The sequence below is a fragment of the Micromonospora sp. NPDC047521 genome, from assembly GCF_055587305.1.
In genome coordinates this window covers 300,832-319,078 of record NZ_JBVJGN010000004.1, presented here as the reverse complement: position 1 = coordinate 319,078, position 18,247 = coordinate 300,832, and the positions used below count along the sequence as shown (strand labels likewise).

14 protein-coding genes are annotated in these 18,247 nt (G+C 73.4%); 8 read left to right on the top strand and 6 right to left on the bottom strand.

Annotated features, from left to right (window positions below):
* Window positions 1-51: 51 nt before the first annotated feature.
* Together ACZ6N8_RS12210 and ACZ6N8_RS12205 are read right to left on the bottom strand one after the other, a co-directional pair.
* Window positions 52-1,926 carry a polysaccharide biosynthesis protein gene (locus tag ACZ6N8_RS12210; RefSeq protein WP_466009547.1) on the bottom strand — a complete coding sequence of 625 codons (1,875 nt, stop codon included), beginning with the start codon at window positions 1,924-1,926 and terminating at the stop codon, window positions 52-54.
* Window positions 1,927-2,169: 243 nt separating this feature from the next.
* Window positions 2,170-3,309, bottom strand: coding sequence for a DegT/DnrJ/EryC1/StrS family aminotransferase (locus tag ACZ6N8_RS12205; protein ID WP_466009546.1), 1,140 nt, complete (start codon window positions 3,307-3,309; stop codon window positions 2,170-2,172).
* 344 nt (window positions 3,310-3,653) lie between these two features.
* Here ACZ6N8_RS12205 and ACZ6N8_RS12200 point away from each other — a divergent pair, with 344 nt between their 5' ends.
* Both ACZ6N8_RS12200 and ACZ6N8_RS12195 read left to right on the top strand, forming a co-directional pair.
* Window positions 3,654-4,208, top strand: a complete 555-nt coding sequence (locus ACZ6N8_RS12200) for a DapH/DapD/GlmU-related protein (RefSeq protein WP_364372140.1) — start codon at window positions 3,654-3,656, stop codon at window positions 4,206-4,208.
* Window positions 4,208-4,897 carry an acyltransferase gene (locus tag ACZ6N8_RS12195; RefSeq protein WP_466009544.1) on the top strand — a complete coding sequence of 230 codons (690 nt, stop codon included), beginning with the start codon at window positions 4,208-4,210 and terminating at the stop codon, window positions 4,895-4,897. The genes ACZ6N8_RS12200 and ACZ6N8_RS12195 overlap by 1 nt, the downstream gene beginning before the upstream one ends.
* Here ACZ6N8_RS12195 and ACZ6N8_RS12190 read toward each other — a convergent pair.
* Window positions 4,795-6,084, bottom strand: a complete 1,290-nt coding sequence (locus tag ACZ6N8_RS12190) for a glycosyltransferase (protein WP_466009542.1) — start codon at window positions 6,082-6,084, stop codon at window positions 4,795-4,797. The two genes, ACZ6N8_RS12195 and ACZ6N8_RS12190, sit on opposite strands and share 103 nt — an antisense overlap.
* Before the next feature lie 213 nt (window positions 6,085-6,297).
* Here ACZ6N8_RS12190 and ACZ6N8_RS12185 point away from each other — a divergent pair, with 213 nt between their 5' ends.
* From ACZ6N8_RS12185 to ACZ6N8_RS12175, 3 genes are all read left to right on the top strand, one after another.
* A complete protein-coding gene (locus ACZ6N8_RS12185; protein WP_466009540.1) occupies window positions 6,298-7,755 on the top strand; it encodes a lipopolysaccharide biosynthesis protein in 1,458 nt (485 codons plus the stop codon).
* Between the two features lie 175 nt (window positions 7,756-7,930).
* On the top strand, window positions 7,931-9,022 hold the full coding sequence (locus tag ACZ6N8_RS12180; RefSeq protein WP_466009539.1) for a glycosyltransferase family 4 protein: 1,092 nt from the start codon (window positions 7,931-7,933) through the stop codon (window positions 9,020-9,022).
* Between the two features lie 2 nt (window positions 9,023-9,024).
* Window positions 9,025-10,293: a glycosyltransferase gene (locus ACZ6N8_RS12175; RefSeq protein ID WP_466009538.1), complete on the top strand. Its 1,269-nt coding sequence runs from the start codon at window positions 9,025-9,027 to the stop codon at window positions 10,291-10,293.
* A gap of 57 nt (window positions 10,294-10,350) precedes the next feature.
* On the opposite strand, the gene ACZ6N8_RS12170 is transcribed toward ACZ6N8_RS12175, so the two are convergent.
* A complete protein-coding gene (locus ACZ6N8_RS12170; protein WP_466009536.1) occupies window positions 10,351-11,655 on the bottom strand; it encodes an O-antigen ligase family protein in 1,305 nt (434 codons plus the stop codon).
* A 128-nt stretch (window positions 11,656-11,783) separates the two neighbouring features.
* Window positions 11,784-13,019: a glycosyltransferase family 4 protein gene (locus ACZ6N8_RS12165; RefSeq protein ID WP_466009535.1), complete on the bottom strand. Its 1,236-nt coding sequence runs from the start codon at window positions 13,017-13,019 to the stop codon at window positions 11,784-11,786.
* 167 nt (window positions 13,020-13,186) lie between these two features.
* Here ACZ6N8_RS12165 and ACZ6N8_RS12160 point away from each other — a divergent pair, with 167 nt between their 5' ends.
* Genes ACZ6N8_RS12160 through ACZ6N8_RS12150 form a run of 3 tightly spaced genes read left to right on the top strand, consistent with a single transcriptional unit; the run spans window position 13,187 to window position 16,895 of the window.
* The gene (locus ACZ6N8_RS12160) at window positions 13,187-14,131 is read left to right on the top strand and encodes an NAD-dependent epimerase/dehydratase family protein (RefSeq protein WP_364371682.1); all 945 of its coding nucleotides are present in this window, start codon (window positions 13,187-13,189) and stop codon (window positions 14,129-14,131) included.
* 9 nt (window positions 14,132-14,140) lie between these two features.
* Window positions 14,141-15,535, top strand: a complete 1,395-nt coding sequence (locus tag ACZ6N8_RS12155) for a lipopolysaccharide biosynthesis protein (RefSeq protein ID WP_466009533.1) — start codon at window positions 14,141-14,143, stop codon at window positions 15,533-15,535.
* Window positions 15,522-16,895 (top strand): glycosyltransferase family protein, encoded by a 1,374-nt coding sequence (locus ACZ6N8_RS12150; RefSeq protein ID WP_466009531.1) that lies wholly within the window; start codon window positions 15,522-15,524, stop codon window positions 16,893-16,895. The genes ACZ6N8_RS12155 and ACZ6N8_RS12150 overlap by 14 nt, the downstream gene beginning before the upstream one ends.
* Before the next feature lie 16 nt (window positions 16,896-16,911).
* Here the strand turns inward: ACZ6N8_RS12150 and ACZ6N8_RS12145 are convergent, their stop codons facing one another.
* A complete protein-coding gene (locus ACZ6N8_RS12145) occupies window positions 16,912-18,240 on the bottom strand; it encodes an O-antigen ligase family protein (RefSeq protein WP_466009529.1) in 1,329 nt (442 codons plus the stop codon).
* Window positions 18,241-18,247: the final 7 nt, after the last annotated feature.

Sequence of the window (18,247 nt, the reverse complement as noted above, 5' to 3'; positions counted from 1 at the left end):
CGGTGAGGGGGTTTGGATGCGGACGCACCGGCGGTGCCCGGTCGTGGTCGATCAGCGCGAACGCAGGGGTACGCCCAGCGGACCGTGGACCGTCGGGTCGCTCGGCTGGGCGCTGAGCAGGGCGAGGTGATGGATGACCTTCGCCGTGTCCTCGTACGGGTCGAGCCCGCTCACCTCCATCGGGTCCAGCGGTGGCACGGCCACGTGGGACACCAGGGGATGGAACGGCCGGTCGTCGATCTCGCCGGTGCCGAGCAGGTCCTCGTGCAGCTTCTCTCCCGGACGCAGGCCGGTGTAGACGATCGGCACGGTGCTCGACGCCTGCTCGGCCATCTGCCGGGCCAGGTCGGCGATGCGTACCGGCTCGCCCATGTCCAGCACCAACGCCTCCCCGTCGCGGCCGATCTCGGCGGCCTGGAGCACCAGGTGCACGGCCTCCTGCACGGTCATCAGGTAGCGGGTGACCTCGGGGTGGGTGACGGTCAGTGGCCTGCCGTCCTCGATCTGCCGTTGGAAGGCGGTCACCACCGAACCGCGACTGCTCAGCACGTTGCCGAACCGGACGCTCAGGAACGTCCCGGGAAAGCGGGACGCGGCGTGCGCGGTCAGCCGCTCGGTGATCCGCTTGGAGTATCCGAGCACGCTTATCGGGTTGGCCGCCTTGTCGGTGGAGATGTTGACGAACCTGGCCACGTCCTGGCAGGCGTCGAGCACCGACAGGGTGCCCCACACGTTCGTCTGGACGGCCTCACCTGGGTGCCGCTGCAACAGCGTCAGGTGCTTGAGCGCCGCCGCGTGCAGGATGACCTCGGGTCGTCGTTCGCGGATGATCCGCCGGATGCCCTCGTCGTCCCGCAGGTCGGCGAGGATCAGCTCGGGACCGTCCAGCAGGGCCCGTCCGGCGAGTGACATCTGGAGGCTGTGCAGGGCCGACTCGTCGCGGTCGAGCATCATCAGCTCGCCCGGGTCGGCCTGCATCACCTGCCGGCAGAGTTCGGAGCCGATCGACCCGCCCGCGCCGGTGACCAGGACCCGCCGCCCGGCCAGGCTGTTCGTACTCAGTGGCAGGTCGCCGACGACCTGGCGCCGCCCGAGCAGGTCACCGATCTGCACGTCGCGGACGTCGGTGACGGTGATCCGGTGGTCGACCAGGTCCCGTACCGGCGGCAGGACCTTGAACACCGCGCCCGCCGCCAGCGTGGCCTCGCGGATCTGACGGATCAGCGCGGCGTCGGCGTTGGCCACCGAGAAGATGACAGCCTTCGCGCCGGTGCGTCGCACGGCCCGGCCGACGTCGTGTCGCCCGCCGAGCACCCGGACGCCCCGGATGCGCAGGTCGCGCTTGTCCGGGTCGTCGTCGAGGGCGCCCACCGGCAGGTACCTGCCGCGTGGGTCGCCGAGCAGCGCGCGTAGCAGCTCCTGCCCGGCGTCGCCGATCCCGAACAGCAGCACCGGCGTCGAGGACCGGACGTCGGGTCGCAGGGACAGGTCCCGCCGGTGCCGGTACGCGAACCGGGCGCCGAGCATCAGGAGCAGGGCCAGGGCGCCGCCGACCATCGGGGTGCTCGCCGGCACCGGCCGGTGGCTGCTGGGCAGGAGGCCGAGCAGCACGATGGCGGCCGTGGTGATCGCGGTGCCGGCGACTCCCTGAACCTCCTGGAGGCTGCCCAGGGGGTGACGTCCGGAGTAGAGCCGGCGTACCGCCGCCACCGCCACGTGCGCGACGGCGGCGAGGACGCCTATCGCCGCGGTCCGACCCAGCTGGCCCGGCGGGAGGTGGAACTCGAACCGCGTCCAGGCGGCGGCGACGAAACCGCTGATCCAGGCGGTGGTGTCGGTGGCGAGAAAGGCGATGGTGCGCCGGCGTGCCCTGGCCCGCCGGTTCCGGCGCTGCGCGTGGTCCGTGTGCTCGGTGTCCTGCGGCATGTCTGGCTCTCCTGCCTCCTGCCCCGTGTCCCGACTGCTTCCGCCGTACACGGCAGAAGGGCCCGTACTGCGCCCTTTGTCCTTGTTACAGGCATAGTGCGGTGTCGTAACCGTTTTTCAGGTAATGGCGTGATCTATTGCCTGTCTCGGGGGAACCGGCCAGGCCTGATTGCCTCCCATCGCCACCTGATCGGCCCACATCCCGTACCACTTCGGACGCGCCACCGGGCCGGACCGGACCGGCTAGCCGCCCGCGCGGAGGGCGAGGAACTCCTCGATGGCGGCGAACACCCGGGCGGTCTGCGGCTCGGTCAGGGCGCTCCCGCTGGGCAGGGTGACGCCGTCGGCGAAGAGCCGTTCCGCCGCGCCGGTGAGCAGACACTCCGCACCGAGGTGCACTGGCTGCATGTGCATCGGCTTCCACACCGGCCGGGTCTCGATGTCCCGCTCGGCCAGGTGGGCCGCCAGGTCGTCGGCCCGCCAACCGCACCGGTCCGGCTCGACGGTGAGAACCGTGAGCCAGCAGTTGGACTCGGTGTCCTCCGCGTTGAGCAGCCGTACGCCGGGGACCGGGGCGAAGAGTTTCGCGTAGCTGTCCCGCAGGTGCCGGCGTCGGGCGATCATCCCGTCCAGCCGGATCAGCTGGGCCCGGCCCAGGGCCGCGAGCAGGTTGCTGAGCCGGTAGTTGTAGCCGGTCTCGCGGTGCTCGTAGTGCCGTGCCGGTTCCCGGGCCTGCGTGGCGAGGTGTCGAGCCCGCGCGAGAAGCGCGGTGTCGTCGGACACCAGCATCCCGCCACCGGACGTCGTCATGATCTTGTTGCCGTTGAAGGAGAGCACGCCTACCTGCCCGAACGACCCGGCGGGCCGCCCCGCGTGGCTGGCGCCGAGCGCCTCGGCGGCGTCCTCCACCAGTGGCACGCCGGCCTCGGCGCAGATCGGGCTCAGGGCGCTGTAGTCGGCGCAGCTGCCGAACATGTCGACGGGGACGATCGCGCCGACGCGCTCACCCCGCGACCGCAGCCCCCGGATCAGGTCGTCGACGAGGTCGACGTCCACGTTTCCGGTCCGCGGGTCGCAGTCGACGAACACCGCACGCGCACCGACGTACCGGACCGCGTTCGCCGTGGCGACGAAGGTCAGGGTCGGCACGACGACCACGTCGCCCGGCCCGACCCCGACGCCCAGCAGAGCCAGGTGCAGGGCTGCCGTCCCCGAGTTGACCGCCACGGCGCCGGCGGTGCCGACCCGTCCGGCGATCGCCTGCTCGAACGCCTCCAGGTCGGGACCGGTCGGCGCGGCCCACCCCGAGCGCAGGGCGGCGATCAGGTACGACTCCTCGAGCGGCCCGACGTCGGGTGGCGACAGGTACACAGTGCCGTTCACGGGGTCGTCCGGTGCCGGCGCGTCCGAACATCAGGAGATACGGGGACAAAAGGCATGTAGGTGTTGTATCAGTGACGCGAGTTCCGACACGTCAATTCACCACAGTCGGAAAACCGCGTCGCCCCGGTCAACAGCGAAATCCACCGCCGGACACGGGTCGGGTCACCGGCTTCCCTCCCGGGTGAGGGGCCCGCGGTGAGCGTGGACCCGAGCGGCGCTCATCTCGCCGTGGGGGATTTACCCATAATTTGGGTGATTGTGGCAATCCGCGCAGGTCGCCGAATTTACACTTCGGACCGCGTGATCACCGAACGGCAGCGGAGACGGAGACAGTGGTGCTGAGCATGGTGCGCGGCGTGGCGAACGCCCTGCGGGACCGGCGGGCCGCCGCCCGGGACCCGGAGGGTTTCGCCCGGTCCCTCGGCGTCGACCTGCGCGGCCGGGTCCGCTTCTACGGCATCGACCGGGCGATGTTCGGCTCCGAGCCGTGGCTCGTCTCCCTCGGTGACAACGTCTACGTCACCGCGGGGGTCCAGTTCATCACCCACGACGGCGGCACGCTGATCCTGCGCAGAGAGGTGCCCGATCTGGAGTGGACCGCCCCGATCACCGTCGGGGACGACGTCTACCTCGGCGTACGGACGACAATCCTGCCCGGCGTGACGATCGGCGACCGGTGCATCATCGGCGCGGGCTCGGTGGTGGCCCGCGACATCCCGGCCAACAGTGTCGCGGCAGGCGTGCCGGCCCGGGTGATCCGCAGCGTCGACGACTACCTCGACCGGATGCGCGCCCGGTCGCTGGGGTGCGGGCACCTGCCGGCCGCCGAGAAGGCCGCCGTGATCCGTCAGATCTACGGGGTGCCCGAGCAGGTCGGCGCCGGCCGGGCGGGGTTCTGATGCGGGTGGCGGCGGGTCGGCCGGGTGCCGTCGTCGGGGCGGTGGTCCTGGCGCTGCACCGCCTCGCGGACACCGTCACCCGCGCCCGCCGGGCCGTTAGGGGCCTCGCCCTCGCCAACCGGTTCGCCGCCCGGGGCGACAACTTCACCTTCGACCCGGACGGCGTCTACACCTGCGAGACGATCGAGGTCGGCCACAACGTGGATCTCGGATACCGGCCGATCCTGGTGGCGGCCCGGGCGCGGATCCGGATCGGCGACAACGTCATGTTCGGCCCCGAGGTGACCATCAGGGGCGGCAACCACCGTATCGACCAGGTGGGCGTACCGATGATCGCGGTCGGCAAGAAGCCCGGCGACGAGAGCCACGACCGTGGCGTGACCATCGGCGACGACGTCTGGGTCGGCACCCGCGCGGTGATCCTGCACGGCGTGACCATCGGCCGGGGTGCGGTGATCGGCGCGGGTGCGGTCGTCACCCGGTCGGTGCCGCCGTACGCCGTGGCGGCCGGCAACCCGGCCCGGGTGATCCGACTGCGCTGGCCGGTGGAGACGATCCGGGACCACGAGCGGCAGCTCTACCCACCTCAGCGGCGGCTGACCCCCGCCGAGCTGGCCGGTCTGGCCGAGCTGCCGACGCCCGAGCCGCCAGTGACGAAGTCGCTGACGAGCGCCGTCCAGGCGCGGTAGTCGAAGCAGTACGCCCGCTCGCGGGCCGCCCGGCTCATCGCCCACCAGCCCTGGTCGTCGAGCAGCAGCGCCCGCTCCAGCCCGCGCCGCACGTCGTCCGCCCCGGCGCCGTCGAGGACGATCCCCTCCCGGCCGTCCACGATGTACCGCCTCAGGTCGCTTGTGTGGTTGAGCAGCACGGGGCAGCCGGCGGCCAGGCTCTCCGGCACCTTGGACGGGAAGCCCGCCTGCGCGTACCCGGCCGGCGGCCGGACCAGCACCGAGAAGTGCGCCAGGCGCAGCTCGGCGAGCACCCGGTCGCGGGGCACCCGACCGAGGAATGTCACCCGGTCGTCGAGGTCGGAAGGGTCCGCGTTGCCCAGGTCGGAGAGGCTGCCGGCCCGCTCCCGACTGATCCCGGCGATCACCAGCCGTACCCGGGACCGGTCCTCGGGCGCGAGTGCGCGGATGCCCTCCAGCACCACTGCCAGTTGGTCCTTGGCGCCTGCCGATCCCGCGTAGAGCAGCCGGAGCCCGCCGTCGAGCGGGGTCGGCGCGGGGTCGGCGTAGTCGGCGCAGTCCACCTGGGGCGGTACCACGAGCGTGGGTCGGCCCTTGCCGACGAAGTGCCGCTCCAGTGTCTCGGAGATGGCGATGACCCGGTCGGCGAGCCGGCCGGCCAGGAAGAACGCCCAGCGGTGCCGGACGAAGTACGGCGTCAGCCAGCCCCGGGGGAACTGCGTCCGGTCGTGCCGTTCGAGCACGTCCACGGTGATCGGGCAGCGGACGGCCGTGCGCAGCACCGCCCAGGTGACCAGGTTCCACACGCTGAGCGGCAGGTGCACGCCGGCCAGCGCCGCCGGGCGGACGCCCGCGCCGCGCAGGGCGGCCAGCACCCGCAGCGGACGGGTGTACCTGTGCAGCCAGCGGCCCGCCATCCCGCCGACGACGCGACGGCGGGGCAGCGTGATCAGTCGGACGCCGGGGGGCAGGTCCGGGGATTCCGGTGGACGCGACCCGTCCTGCGGCCAGTCGTTGACCACAAGTGTCGTACCGCCCGGCGGAGTGGCCGAGCGGGCCAGTTGCAGCAGGCGGTTGGACATCGCGTCCCCGTGTGGGAACCGGTACGCGGCCACCGCCAGCACCTGTGGCGTCGCGGTGGCCCGCGCGGCCGGGATCAGGTCCGTCGTCGTGGTGGGCTCGCCCACGGACTGCCCCCCTCGGAGGATTCGGGTTGTTCAACCGTTATGGCCGATAAGTCTAGGCAGTCCGGGTCGGCCAGAGCTGGCTCGCGCCGCCGTGTCGGAGAGGAAACCGGTGTCGCAACGCTGTCGGTGATCGTGTGACTACGTACAGCAACCGTGACGATCGGTGGTCGTTGTACCTGGTGACCTGTCGACGGGGCGTGGAGGCGGCACGGCATGCGACGACCGACCACCGGAGAGGCGCCCGTCGCCGGGCGACCCGGTCTCGTCGTGGCCGAGCGGCCGACACCCGCGAGCCCACCGGTCCCGCCCGACACCGGGAAGACCCGCAGCCGTGTGCTCGCCGGCGGCATCGTGTCCTCGCTCGCCGGCAAGATGGTCGGCCTGGCCGCGCCACTGCTGATCACCCCGCTGGCCTTTCGCAGCCTCGGCGCGGAGCGGTACGGCCTCTGGATGGCCGTCACCTCGCTCACCGGCATGGCGCTCTTCGCCGACTTCGGGCTCGGCAACGGGCTGCTGACCCGGCTGGCGAGGTTGCGCGGCACCGGCGAACGGCAGGCGGCGGCCCGGGAGGTCTCCAGCGCGTACGCGCTGCTGGGCGCGCTGTCCGTACTGCTGGTGGTGGTGCTTGTCGCGAGCCTGTGGTGGGTGCCCTGGCCGGCGCTGCTGAACGCCACGGCCCCGGCGGTGGCCGGCGACGCCCGGGCGGTGGTGCTGCTCTGCTTCGGCGCCTTCCTGGTCAACATCCCGCTCGCCCTCATCCAGCGGGTCCAGTACGCCCACCAGCAGGTGGCCCAGAGCAACCTCTGGCAGGCCGGCGGCAGCCTCGTCTCGGTCGCGCTTGTCTACGCCGCTGTCGCCGGCGACGCCGGTCACGTGGCGGTCATCGCCGCCGCGGTGCTCGCGGTGCCGGTGATCAACCTGGCCAACTCCGTCTGCTACTTCGCCTGGCAGGACCGGGATCTGCGACCCCGGCCGCGGCACGTGCGGGCGGCGGTGGCCCGTGGGCTCCTCCGGCTGGGCGCCCGGTTCTTCCTGCTCTCGGTGCTCTCGTCGGTGGTGCTCAACCTCGACGGCTTCCTGATCGGTCGGGTGCTCGGGCTTCCCGCCGCGGCGACCTACGCGGTGGTGCTGCGGATGTTCGCCCTGCTGACGCTCTTCATCACCCTGGTGAACCTGCCGCTCTGGCCGGCCAACGGCGAGGCGCTGGCCCGCGGTGATCTCACCTGGGTACGGCGCGTCACCCTCCGGATGGTCTGCCTGTCCGCAGGCGTCGTCGTCCTACCCGGACTCGCGCTCGTGCTGATCGGCAACGACGTGCTGCGGCTCTGGGTCCGCGCGGCCGACCTCCCGCCGGTGTCGCCCACGCTCTTCGCCGGGCTCGCCGTCTGGTCGGTGCTGCTGGCCGTCGCCGCTCCACTGTTCATGGTGCAGAACAGCGTCGGTCTGCTCCGACCCCAGTTCGTCGGCTGGACGGGCTGCCTGCTGCTGGCCGTACCCCTGAAGATCGTGCTGGCCGCCCGGGTGGGCCTGCCCGGGGTGGCGCTCGCCTCGGCCGTGGCCTACGGGCTCACGGTGCTGCCGGCCGCCGTGGTCGGCTACCGCCGGGTGCTGGCCGGCGGGTCGTCGCGGCCGGAGAGGGCCACCACCGCCGCGACTGTCGTGGGGCCGTGAGCGATCGGGCCCGGCGCGGCGGCGTCACCTCGTCGCGGCTGCCGCAGTTACCACCCGGGGTGCGGCCGGCGCACCCGGACCGGCTCGTCGTCGAGCCTCGTGCGGAACGAGGGGCCATGCAACGTCACACCGTGCGCGACAGCCGACGCCGCCCGGCGCCTGTCGGAGTCGCCCCGTGACCCGGCCGGTGGTGGTGCAGCACTCGGCCGGCACGCCGGGGGCGAACGGCCCGCTGACCGCCGTGCAGCGCGTGCTCGACTCGCCGCTGGCCGAGCGCTACGAGTTCGTCCGGATGCACCAGCACGCGGGCAACGGCAGCCTGAACGTGCCACTGCTGCGCGAGTGGGTACGCCTGCTGCGGCGCGTCCGCCCCGACCTCGTGCACGTCCGGGGCCTGCAGAACGAGGGCTTCCACGGGGTGCTCGCCGCCCGCCTCGCCGGCTGCCGCCGGATCCTGGTCACCGTGCACGGCACCGTCCGCGACCTGCGGCAGCCCGGCCGGCCCTGGCGTCGCCGGCTGCTCGTGCACGGGGCCGAACCCGCCACCCTGCGGATGGCCAGCCACGTCGGCACCGTCTGCGAGTACGCGGCCCGCCGCGACTTCCTCCGCGACCCGGGCGCGACGTTCGTCGGGGTGATCCCCAACGGGGTGCCGCTGCCGGCGCACCCCCGCGCGCACCGGGAGCGGGTCCGCGCCGCGCTGGGCCTGCGCCCCGACGACGTGGCCATGATCGCGGTGTCCCGGCTGACCTGGGAGAAGGGCTACGGCGTCCTCGCCGACGCGCTGCGCCGACTGCCCCCGTCCACGGTCCGCCGGTCCGCCGCCCGCCGGGTGCTGCTCGTCGCCGGCGACGGCCCGGACCGGGAGGGAATCACCGCGGCCCTCGCCGACACCGGAGACGTCGAGGTACGGCTGCTCGGCAACCGACTCGACGTGCCGGACCTGCTCGGCGCGGCGGACCTCTTCGTCTTCCCGACCCTGCACGAGAACCTCTCCAACGCGCTGCTGGAGGCCATGGCGCACGGGCTGCCCGTCGTCGCCTCGGCGGTCGGCGGCAACGTCGAGGTGCTGCGCTCCGGCGGCGGCCGGCTGGTGCCGGCGGGTGATCCCGACGCACTGGCCGGAGCGCTGTCGCCGCTGCTCGACGACTCCGCCGAGCGGCTGCACGTGGGCGAGCTGGGTCGCAAGGTGGTGGCCGAGGGCTACAGCCTCGACGTCATGCTCGGCTCACTCGACCGGGTCTACCAGCGGATCATCGGGGAGTGAGCATGGCGCACCGTCGTAGCCCACGGGTCACCCTGCTGGGCTTCACCGTGCCGGACGACCTGCTCGCCGAGATCATCGCCCGGGACACCATCATGCCCACCCAGACGCACACCTTCGCCTGGGGACTGGTCCACAGTCTGCGGGCCGCCGACTGTCAGGTGCACCTGCTGTCGGCCGCCCCGGTGTCCACCTGGCCGGGCAACCGTCAGGTCCGCTTCCGCCCCGGACGGTTCCGGCAGGACGGCGTGGACGGTCACCTGCTGGCGTTCGTCAACCTGCTCGGCCTCAAGCACCTCACCCGGTTCGTGGCGGCCTGGCGCACCGGAAGCCGGGAGCTGCGGGAGCAGGCGACCGATGTGCTCCTCGTCCACGGGGTGCACTCGCCCTTCCTGTGGTTCGGCGTGCTGCGGGCCCGGCGGCGCGGCGTCCGGGTGGTGCCGGTGCTCACCGACCCGCCGGGTGTCGCGCTGCCCACCGACGGACGGGTGGTCCGGCTGCTGCGCGGGCTCGACGTGGCGCTGGTCCGGGCCGCGCTGGCCCGCTGCTCCGGGGTGATCGCGCTGACGCCCGCGCTCGCCGACGACTTCGCGCCCGGCCGGCCCCGGCTGGTGATGGAGGGCATCTGCGCCACCGGGCCGGCAAGCGTCGCCGAGGCACCGCCGGTGGCGACCCGGGACGTCGTCTACGCCGGCGGCCTGAGCCGCGCCTACGGCGTCGACCGGCTCGTCGAGGCGTTCCGCGGGCTGCCCGGGGACGACCTGCGGCTGTGCGTGTACGGGCGTGGTGAACTGGAGGGCTGGCTGCGTGACCAGGCCGCAGTGGACCGGCGGATCGCGCCGCCGCGGCTGCTGCCCCGGGCCGAGCTGCTGCCCCGGCTGTCCCGGGCGAGCGTGCTGGTGAACCCCCGGCCGGTGGATCAGGACTTCGTCCGCTGGTCGTTCCCGTCGAAGATCATCGAGTACCTGGCCACCGGCGTGCCTGTGGTGAGCACCCGGCTGCCGGGCATCCCGGCGGACTACACCCCCTGGCTGTCGTTCGCCGAGCCGGACACCGTCGAAGGGCTGCGCGCGGCCCTGGGTCGGGTGGTGAGTCTGCCGCCCGGCACGGCCCGTGAGCGCGGCGCCGGCGGCGCCCGGTTCGTGCGGGAAACCCGCAACCCGGCGGCCCAGGGGCGCCGGATGCACGACTTCCTCGCCGACCTGTGCGGGCTCACCGGCGAGCGGGACACTCCGGCCGACGTGCCGGCGCCCGCCCCGGGCCGGGTCGGCTGACCCGCGGCTACGAGGTCGGCGCGGGCCCGCGCGGCGTGCCGGGCCGGCGCGGCCCGTTCAGCGCACCAGACCCATCGGTGGCCGTGCCGGGCGGGTGCCCGGCACCACAGGCTTCGTCTCGACGGGCCGGTCGAGCAGTGCCACCGGCAGCCGGGACCACAGGGCCAGCACGAGCCACGCCACAGGCGAGATCTCCCAGTGCCCGCTGAGCCAGATCGGCGTCCACCCGACGATCAGCGCGCCCACCAGCATCCCGTGCCGGCGGCTCAGCCCGGGCGCCGCGTCCCGGATGAGGAAGCCGATCACCGCCGCGAACATCACGATCCCGATCAGGCCGAGGTCGTTGCCGAGGGTGAGCACCAGCGAGTGGGCGCCCACCCCGTAGTAGGGGTTGGTGCCGGGAAACGCGCCGACGCCGATGCCGACAAGCGGCGAGTCCCAGAACGACGCCTCGGCGACCGGCCAGATGGCGAGCCGTCCGGAGAGGTCGTCGAGGGGCCTGTCGAACACGTTCGCGAGCCACTGTGGCTGGTAGCGGGTCAGGTGCCCGAACGGTACGAGGGTCAGCAGGACTGCCGAGGCGCCGACGGCGACGGCCCAGGTCCGCCCGGCCAGCCGGTCCACGAGCAGGTACGCCGCGACGGCGACAAGCGCCATCTGGCTGGCCCGCGTTCCGGTGAGCATCGTCGCGTACCCGAACAGCGGCAGCAGCAGCCAGAGCGCGGCGCGGACCGGGCGGGTGCCGACCCGTGCCACCAGCAGCAGGACGGTGACCAGGACGGCGGTGACCAGGCAGTACGCGGTGTAGTTGACGCCCACGCCCTCCAGCGAGACGCGCAGCGCGGTCTGGTCCAGGCGGCTGGCCCGGATCAGCTCGGCCGCCGTCCATCCCGCGCCGGCGACGTAGGAACCGGCGACCAGCAGCAGGCGACGCCTGCTGGACAGCACGTGCCGTGCGGCGATCAGCAGCAGGGCGACTGTCCACCAGGCCCGTACGGCGATCTGGCTGCTCTCGATGTCCCGACTCCACATCAGCGTGGCGCTGGCCCAGCAGCAGATCAGGATCGCCAGGTAGTCCGCCGGTCCCGTGCGGGGGATGCGACCGCTGGTCAGCAGCGCGGCGGCGGCGAGCCAGAGCCCGCCCTGGTAGGCCAGGTTCGGGCTGACCGTGCCCAGGACGGCGGCGAGGCAGATCGGCAGCACGCTGAACCCCGCCAGGTTCCACCGGCTGCCGCCGCTGGCCGCCGGTGCCGGCGCGGCTGTCCGGGGCAGACCGATCGGCGACCGGGCAGGTGTGGCGTCGTCGGGGCGCCGCTGCGGATGCTCCACGATGGACCGCGCTGCGCCGTACCCCTGAGCCACGGGCTCTCCTCCTGCCGAGCGGTGCTCCCGGCCGGGCGGACGCCGGACCGTGCCGCAGACGAGCCTAGGTGGAGATCGAGGGAGGTACCTGTGCTTTAACCAATAAATCGGGCAATTGCCGCTGTGTGTCAGCCGCGCCCCCGGGCCGCCGCCTTGCTCAACAGGTCCTCGATCTGGTCGACCCCGACGCGCATCGACATCCGGTCCAGGTAGAGCTGACGACCCCGGCGGCCCATCGCGAGCCGCTGCTCGGCCGGCACCCGTGCCGCCGCGACGAACTGGTCGGCAAGCGCCTGCCAGTCGTCCGGCGGGCAGACCAGCCCGGCCCCACCGGCCTCGACCAGCCGGGCGGCGTCGCCGTCCGCCGACATCAGCACCGGCACCCCGCAGGCGAGCGCGGCCTGCAACTTCGACGGCACCGTGCCGCGCAGCCACGGCAGGTCCCGCAGCATGACCAGCTGGTAGTCGGCGGCGGCGTACAGCTCGGCCATCTCCGCCGCCGGCCGGCGGCCGAGGAACCGGACGTTCGTCGCGCCCAGGTCGTCGGCGAGTTTGCGGGCCTGCTCGGCGCCCAACCCGGTGCCGACGAAGACCAGGTCCACCGCGTCCGGTGCGGCCGCCGCCGCCCTGATCGCCACGTCGACGCCCTGCAACAACCCCAGGTTGCCGGCGAACATCACAGTCGTCCGTCCCCGATGGCCGATCGCCGTACGGGCCGCGTCGGTGCACGGCACCGGCCGGAACAGCGCCTCGTCGGTCCAGTTGAAGACGGTACGCACCGAGCCCGGGTCCACGCCGCGCTCCACCACCTGCTCCGCCATCGCGGGAGCGATCACCGCGATGCCGGCGCAGGAGTGGTAGATCCGCCGCATCGCCCCGGTGAGGACCGCGTCCAACGCCCTGCCCGCCAGCCCCGCCGGCGCCATCCCCGACTGGGTCACCGACTCCGGCCACAGGTCCTGCACGTGCAGCACCGCCGGTACGCCGCGCAACAGGCGTAGCAGCCCGGCGGCGGCGTACGAGGTGGGCGGCGGGTGGTAGACGTAGAGCGCGTCGACCCCGCGCAGGTGTCGCGGGGCGGCCACGGCGCTGGTCGCCGCGAACGACAGGTAGCTCACCGCCCGGCGCAGGCCGGAACGGTCGTGGCTCGGGTACGCCGGCACCCGCCGTACGGCCACCCCGCCCTCGGTGCTGCGGTGGTTCCACCGCTGTCGCCACCCCGGGTAGGTCCGACCCAGCGGCAGGCTCGGGAACGTGGTCAGCACCCGCACCTCGTGCCCGCGCCGGGCCAGCTCGGTGGCCAGCTGACCCGGCACGAACGTGTTCTCCGGCGGGTACCACTGACTGATCAGTCCGATTCGCATCTCCGACGCCCCCGTCCCCACTCGCCCATCAGCGCTGACAACTGACGGAACGGATCGGAGGACACGCGCCACGCCGGTCCCGTACCGCGTGACCTGGGTCCGGAGCGCTCGTTGTCCCACTGGCAGCGGGTGCTGGGCCGCCGTCGACCGGCCGAAGGGGAGACCTCGTGAAGGTAGTGGTGACCGGGGGAGCCGGATTCATCGGCGCGAATCTCGTGCGGGCGCTCGACGAGACCCCACAGGTGACCGAGATCGTGGTCGTCGACGACCTCTCCACCGGCCTGCTGGACAACCTGCACGGCCAACCGGTCCGGCTGTACCAGGGCACCGTGCTCGACCCCGACCTGCTCGACGAGGCGGTCGCCGGCGCGGCAAGCGTCGTGCACCTGGGCGCCCTCGGCTCGGTGCCGCGCTCCATCGACAGGCCGCTGCCCAGCCACCACGCCAACGCCACAGGCACGCTCATGGTGCTGGAGGCCGCCCGCCGGCACGGCGTACCGCAGGTGATCCTCTCGTCGTCCTCGTCGGTGTACGGCGCCAACCCGGTGCTGCCCCGGCAGGAGGGACTCCGCCCGATCCCGGTCTCCCCGTACGCGGTCTCCAAGCTGGCCGCCGAGGCGTACGCGGTCGCCTACGCGTCCTGCTACGACATGGGTGTGCTGCCGTTCCGCTTCTTCAACGTCTTCGGCCCACGGCAGGCGGCGCATCACGCGTACGCCGCCGTGCTGCCCCGGTTCGTCACCGCAGCCCTCGCCGGCGAGCCGCTGCGGGTGCACGGTGACGGCCGGCAGACCCGCGACTTCACGTTCGTCGGCACCGTGACCTCGGTGCTCGTCGACGCCATCGTCCGCCGGGTGTCCACCACCGACGTGGTGAACCTCGCCTTCGGCGCACGGATCTCCCTGCTCGACCTGATCGCCGAACTGGAGGACATCATGGGCCGGCCGTTGCCCGTGGTGCACGAGCCACCGCGCCCCGGCGACGTACGGGACTCGCAGGCCGACTGCGGCCGGCTGCGGGAACTGTTCCCCACGGTGCGACCGGTACCGCTGCGCACCGGTCTGGAGCGGACCGTGTCCTGGATGTCCGGTCACGTGCTCAGCGGCCAGTAGGCCGCGCCGATGTCGTCCGGGGTCGCCGAACGGACCCGGCGGGCCGGCCCGGCCGGCACGAGCCGCAGCCGCCGGCTGGTGTCGGGTGTCACCACGGCGCTGCTCAGCCGGGCGGCCGGGCTGATCGTTCCGATAGTGCTGGTCCCGGTGACGCTTCCCTACTTCGGCAACGACCTGTACGGCCTGTGGATGGCTGTCGCCTCGCTGGCCGGCATGGCGGCCTTCGCCGACCTGGGGCTGGGCAGCGGACTGATGACGAAGCTGGCCCCCTGCTACGCGAACGGTGACACCGCGCGGGCCCGCCGCTACGTCTCCAGCGCGTACCTGACCCTCACGGTGCTGGCGTTCGCGCTCACCGGGGCGCTCTGGCTGGCCGCCGGCGCGGTGCCGTGGTCGGCGCTGTTCAACGTGACCGGGCAGGTCACCACCGAGCAGACCCGGATGATCTCGCTGATCTGCCTCACCGCGTTCGCGCTGAACGTGCCGCTGTCCCTGATCGCCCGCGTCCAGTACGCCTACCAGCAGGTCGGGCGGAGCAACGTCTGGCAGACCGCCGGCAGCCTCGCGGCGCTCGCCGCCGTCCTCGGTGTGGTCTGGGCCGACCTGTCGCCGCTCCTGGTCGTCGCGGTGTCGGTGGCCACGCCGTTGCTGGTCAACCTGCTCAACACGCTCTGGTTCTTCGGTCGGCAGGAGCCGCGGATCCGACCCACGCCGAGAGCTGTCGACGCCCGCGCGGCAGTGGAGCTGGCCCGGCTCAGTGGCTTGTTCTTCGTGCTCACCGTTGTCATCTCGTTCGCCACGAACGCCGACACGCTGATCATCGCGCACGCGCTCGGCCTGTCCGCGGTGGCCGGGTACGTGGTGCCGGCGAAGCTGCTGTCCCAGCTCGGCCAGCTCGTCGTCCTGGTCAACGTGCCGCTCTGGCCGGCCAACGGCGAGGCCCTGGCCCAGGGGCACCTGGACTGGGTACGGCGAACCACCCGACGGATGACAGTGCTGTCGGTGCTCGCCGCCGGCCTGCCCGCCGCCGCGCTCGTGGCGTTCGGCGACCGGCTCTTCGCCGCCTGGCTGCCGGTGCCGATGGGCGACGACCGCGTGCTGCTCGCCGGGCTGGGTGTCTGGTGGGTGCTCCAGGCCGCCCTGTCGCCGCGGTTCATGGTGCAGAACGCCGACGGCGTGATCGTCCCGCAACTCGTCGGCTGGGCGGCCTTCCTGGTGCTGTCGGCGCTCGGCAAGTGGTACGCGGCCGACCGCCTCGGCGTCGCCGCCGTGCCCTGGGTCGGGGCGCTCGGCTACGCGCTGACCGTCGTGCCTGCCGCGCTGTACGGATATCACCGGACGTTGCGCCGGCATCACCGCCCGACCACCGAGACCGAGGGAGTCGTCGCCCATGCCGTCCGTTGAGGAGTTTCCCCGCGTCCTGGTGGTGAGCGCCGCCGTCTTCGACCGCTCCACGGGCACCGGCATCACCCTGTCGAACCTGTTCGCCGGCTGGCCGCCGGACCGCCTCGCCCAGCTGTACACCGAGGACGCCAGCCCGGGTGCGGAGGTGCGCGGCACCTTCGCCCGGTTCGCGCCGCGCAACGCGCCAGTGGAGTACCACCTGTTCCGCCTCCGCCAGCGCACCCGCCGTGCCGACCCGGTCGGCGTGGGAACCGCCGAGGCGGTCGATCCGCTGCCCGGCCCGGTGCGCGCCCGACTGCGCCAGCAGTTGCGGGCCTTCGTCGACCTCAGCCCGGTCCGCGTCCCCGTCGACGTACGCGGCTGGCTGCGCGAGCAGCGACCCGACGTGGTGTACGCGACGCTCGGCAGCATCCGGATGATGCGCCTGGCGGTGACCGCCGCGCAGGAGTGCGACGCGCCGCTGGTGCCGCACTTCATGGACGACTGGCCCAGCACCCTGTACGCCAACGGGCAGGTGCTCGGCGTACCCCGGCTCGCCGTCCTGGCCGGGGTCAGGGAGGTGCTGCGGCACTCGTCGTACGGGATGGGGATCAGCGAGGCGATGGCCCGCGAGTTCGAGCGCCGGTACGAGCTGCCGTTCGCCGCGTTCGGCAACTGTGTGGCCCCGTCCGACTTCGCCGACCCCGACCAGCCGCCGCCGACGCGTCCGGCGGGCGGCCCGGTCGAGTTCGTCTACGTGGGCGGGCTGCACCTGGACCGGTGGCGTTCGCTGCGCCGGATCGGCGAGGTGGTGCAGCGACTGGCGCAGCGGGGCACGCCCGCGCGACTGACCGTGCACGCCCCGGCGCGGGACCTCGGCCCGTACGGGGATGTCTTCGCCGGCCTGCCGGCGGTCCGGATGGGTCGGTCGTTGGCGCCCGGCGAGGTCCCCGGGGTGCTGCGACGGGCCGACGTGCTGGTGCACGTCGAGGCGTTCGCCGAGGAGCACCGCCGGTACACCCGCTACTCGCTGTCCACGAAGATCCCGCAGTACCTCGCCGCGGGCCGGCCGGTGCTCGGGTTCGGTCCCGCCGAGCTGGCCTCGATGGCGCACCTGTCGGAGGCCGACGCGGGCACCGTCGTCGGTGTCGACGACGAGGCGGCCCTGGCCGAGGCGGTCGGCGCGCTCTGCGCCGATGCCGGGCTGCGCGAGCGGCTGGGCCGGCGGGGGCTGGCGTACGCGGTGCGGCACCACCGCACGGACCGGGTGGCAGCCCGCTTCGCCGAGGTGCTGCGGGAGGCGGCGCGCCGCCGGGTGGCCCGGCCGCCGGCGCCCCGGTCCGGGTCGGGGACGACGCTCGAGGGCGTGGACGCCGGCTGAGCGGCGCCGCCGACGGTCAGCGGCGCAGGAACCTTCCGGCGCCGGCCATCGGCACGAGTGTCGCCCGGCGCAGGAGGGAGCGGGCGTGCCGGGGCGCGACGCCCCGCGCCCGCGCCGGACCCCAGATCCCGGGAACGACAGTGAGCAGGCCGAGGGCCAGCCAGAAACCCAGCGCGGTCTCCCACTGGCCGGTCAGCCAGATCGGCAGCATGGCTGCGGTGAACGCGCAGGTCAGCAGCAACGCCCTCCGGCCGGTGCGGGCGGCGGTGACAAGAGCCACGGCCATCGTGCCGAAGTAGAGAAGCACCCCGACCAGCCCCAGGTCGTTGCCGACGGTGAGCAGCAGGTTGTGCGGCCCGATCTCGAACGGGTTGGTGGAGATGAACACCCCCGCGCCGGAGCCGGTCAGCGGCGACTCCCACCAGGTCGACAGGGCGTACGGCCAGATGGAGAGCCGCCCGGAGATGTCGCCGGTGGGCCTGCCGTACAGCCCGTCGAGCCAGAGCATCTCGTTCTGCGGGGTCATCCCGAACGGCACCACGAGCACCGCGGCGGCGGCGACCCCGGCGACGGTGAGCCCGGTCAGCCGGGGCAGCAGGTGCGCCGCCAGCGCGGCGAGCAACCCGAGCAGCACGCCGATGGCCGCGCCCCGCGAGCCGGTGAGCAGCACCGCGTACCCGAGCAGGGCCACCAGCGCCAGCGGCGCCAGCCACAGCGACCGCCGGTGGGCGCCGGCCACGGCGAGCGCCAGGGCCAGCACCACACCGACGGCAAGGGTGTACGCGGTGAGGTTCACCTCCCTGCCGTCGACGCCGTAGCGGTGCGCGAAGAGCAGCACGTCCCCCTGCGACCGGGCGCCGGTGACCACCTCGACGGCGACGACGGCGCAGCCGGCGAGGTACGCCCAGCCGACCAGCAGCAGGTCGCGTCGGGCACGGACGACGTGCCGGCAGGCCACCAGGAGCAGGCATACCGTGATGTACCGGTAGGCGGCGGGCACCGTGAGGTCGGTGCGGCTGCTCCAGAGGATGCTGGCGGCGGCCCAGCCCGCGAGGAGCAGCGCGAGCGTGTCGACGCCGCGCAGCCGGGGCAGCCGTCCGGTGAGTCCGATCGCCAGCAGGGCCAGCGGTGCGGCGTAGTTGAACGACCACCAGGGCGGGCGCGCGGCCATGAAGGCGATCACGCAGAGGACCAGGACGGCGGGGAGGCTGCCGCTGGGTTGGTGCGGGCGGGGTCGGGGGCGCGTGGCGGTGGCCGGCCGCTGCCCGACGGGCGTCGGGTTCGTCCGGCCGGCGAGCTGCGGGGGGCGCCGGGCCGGTCCGGTGCGCGGCGGCGCCGCCGTCACCGGATGA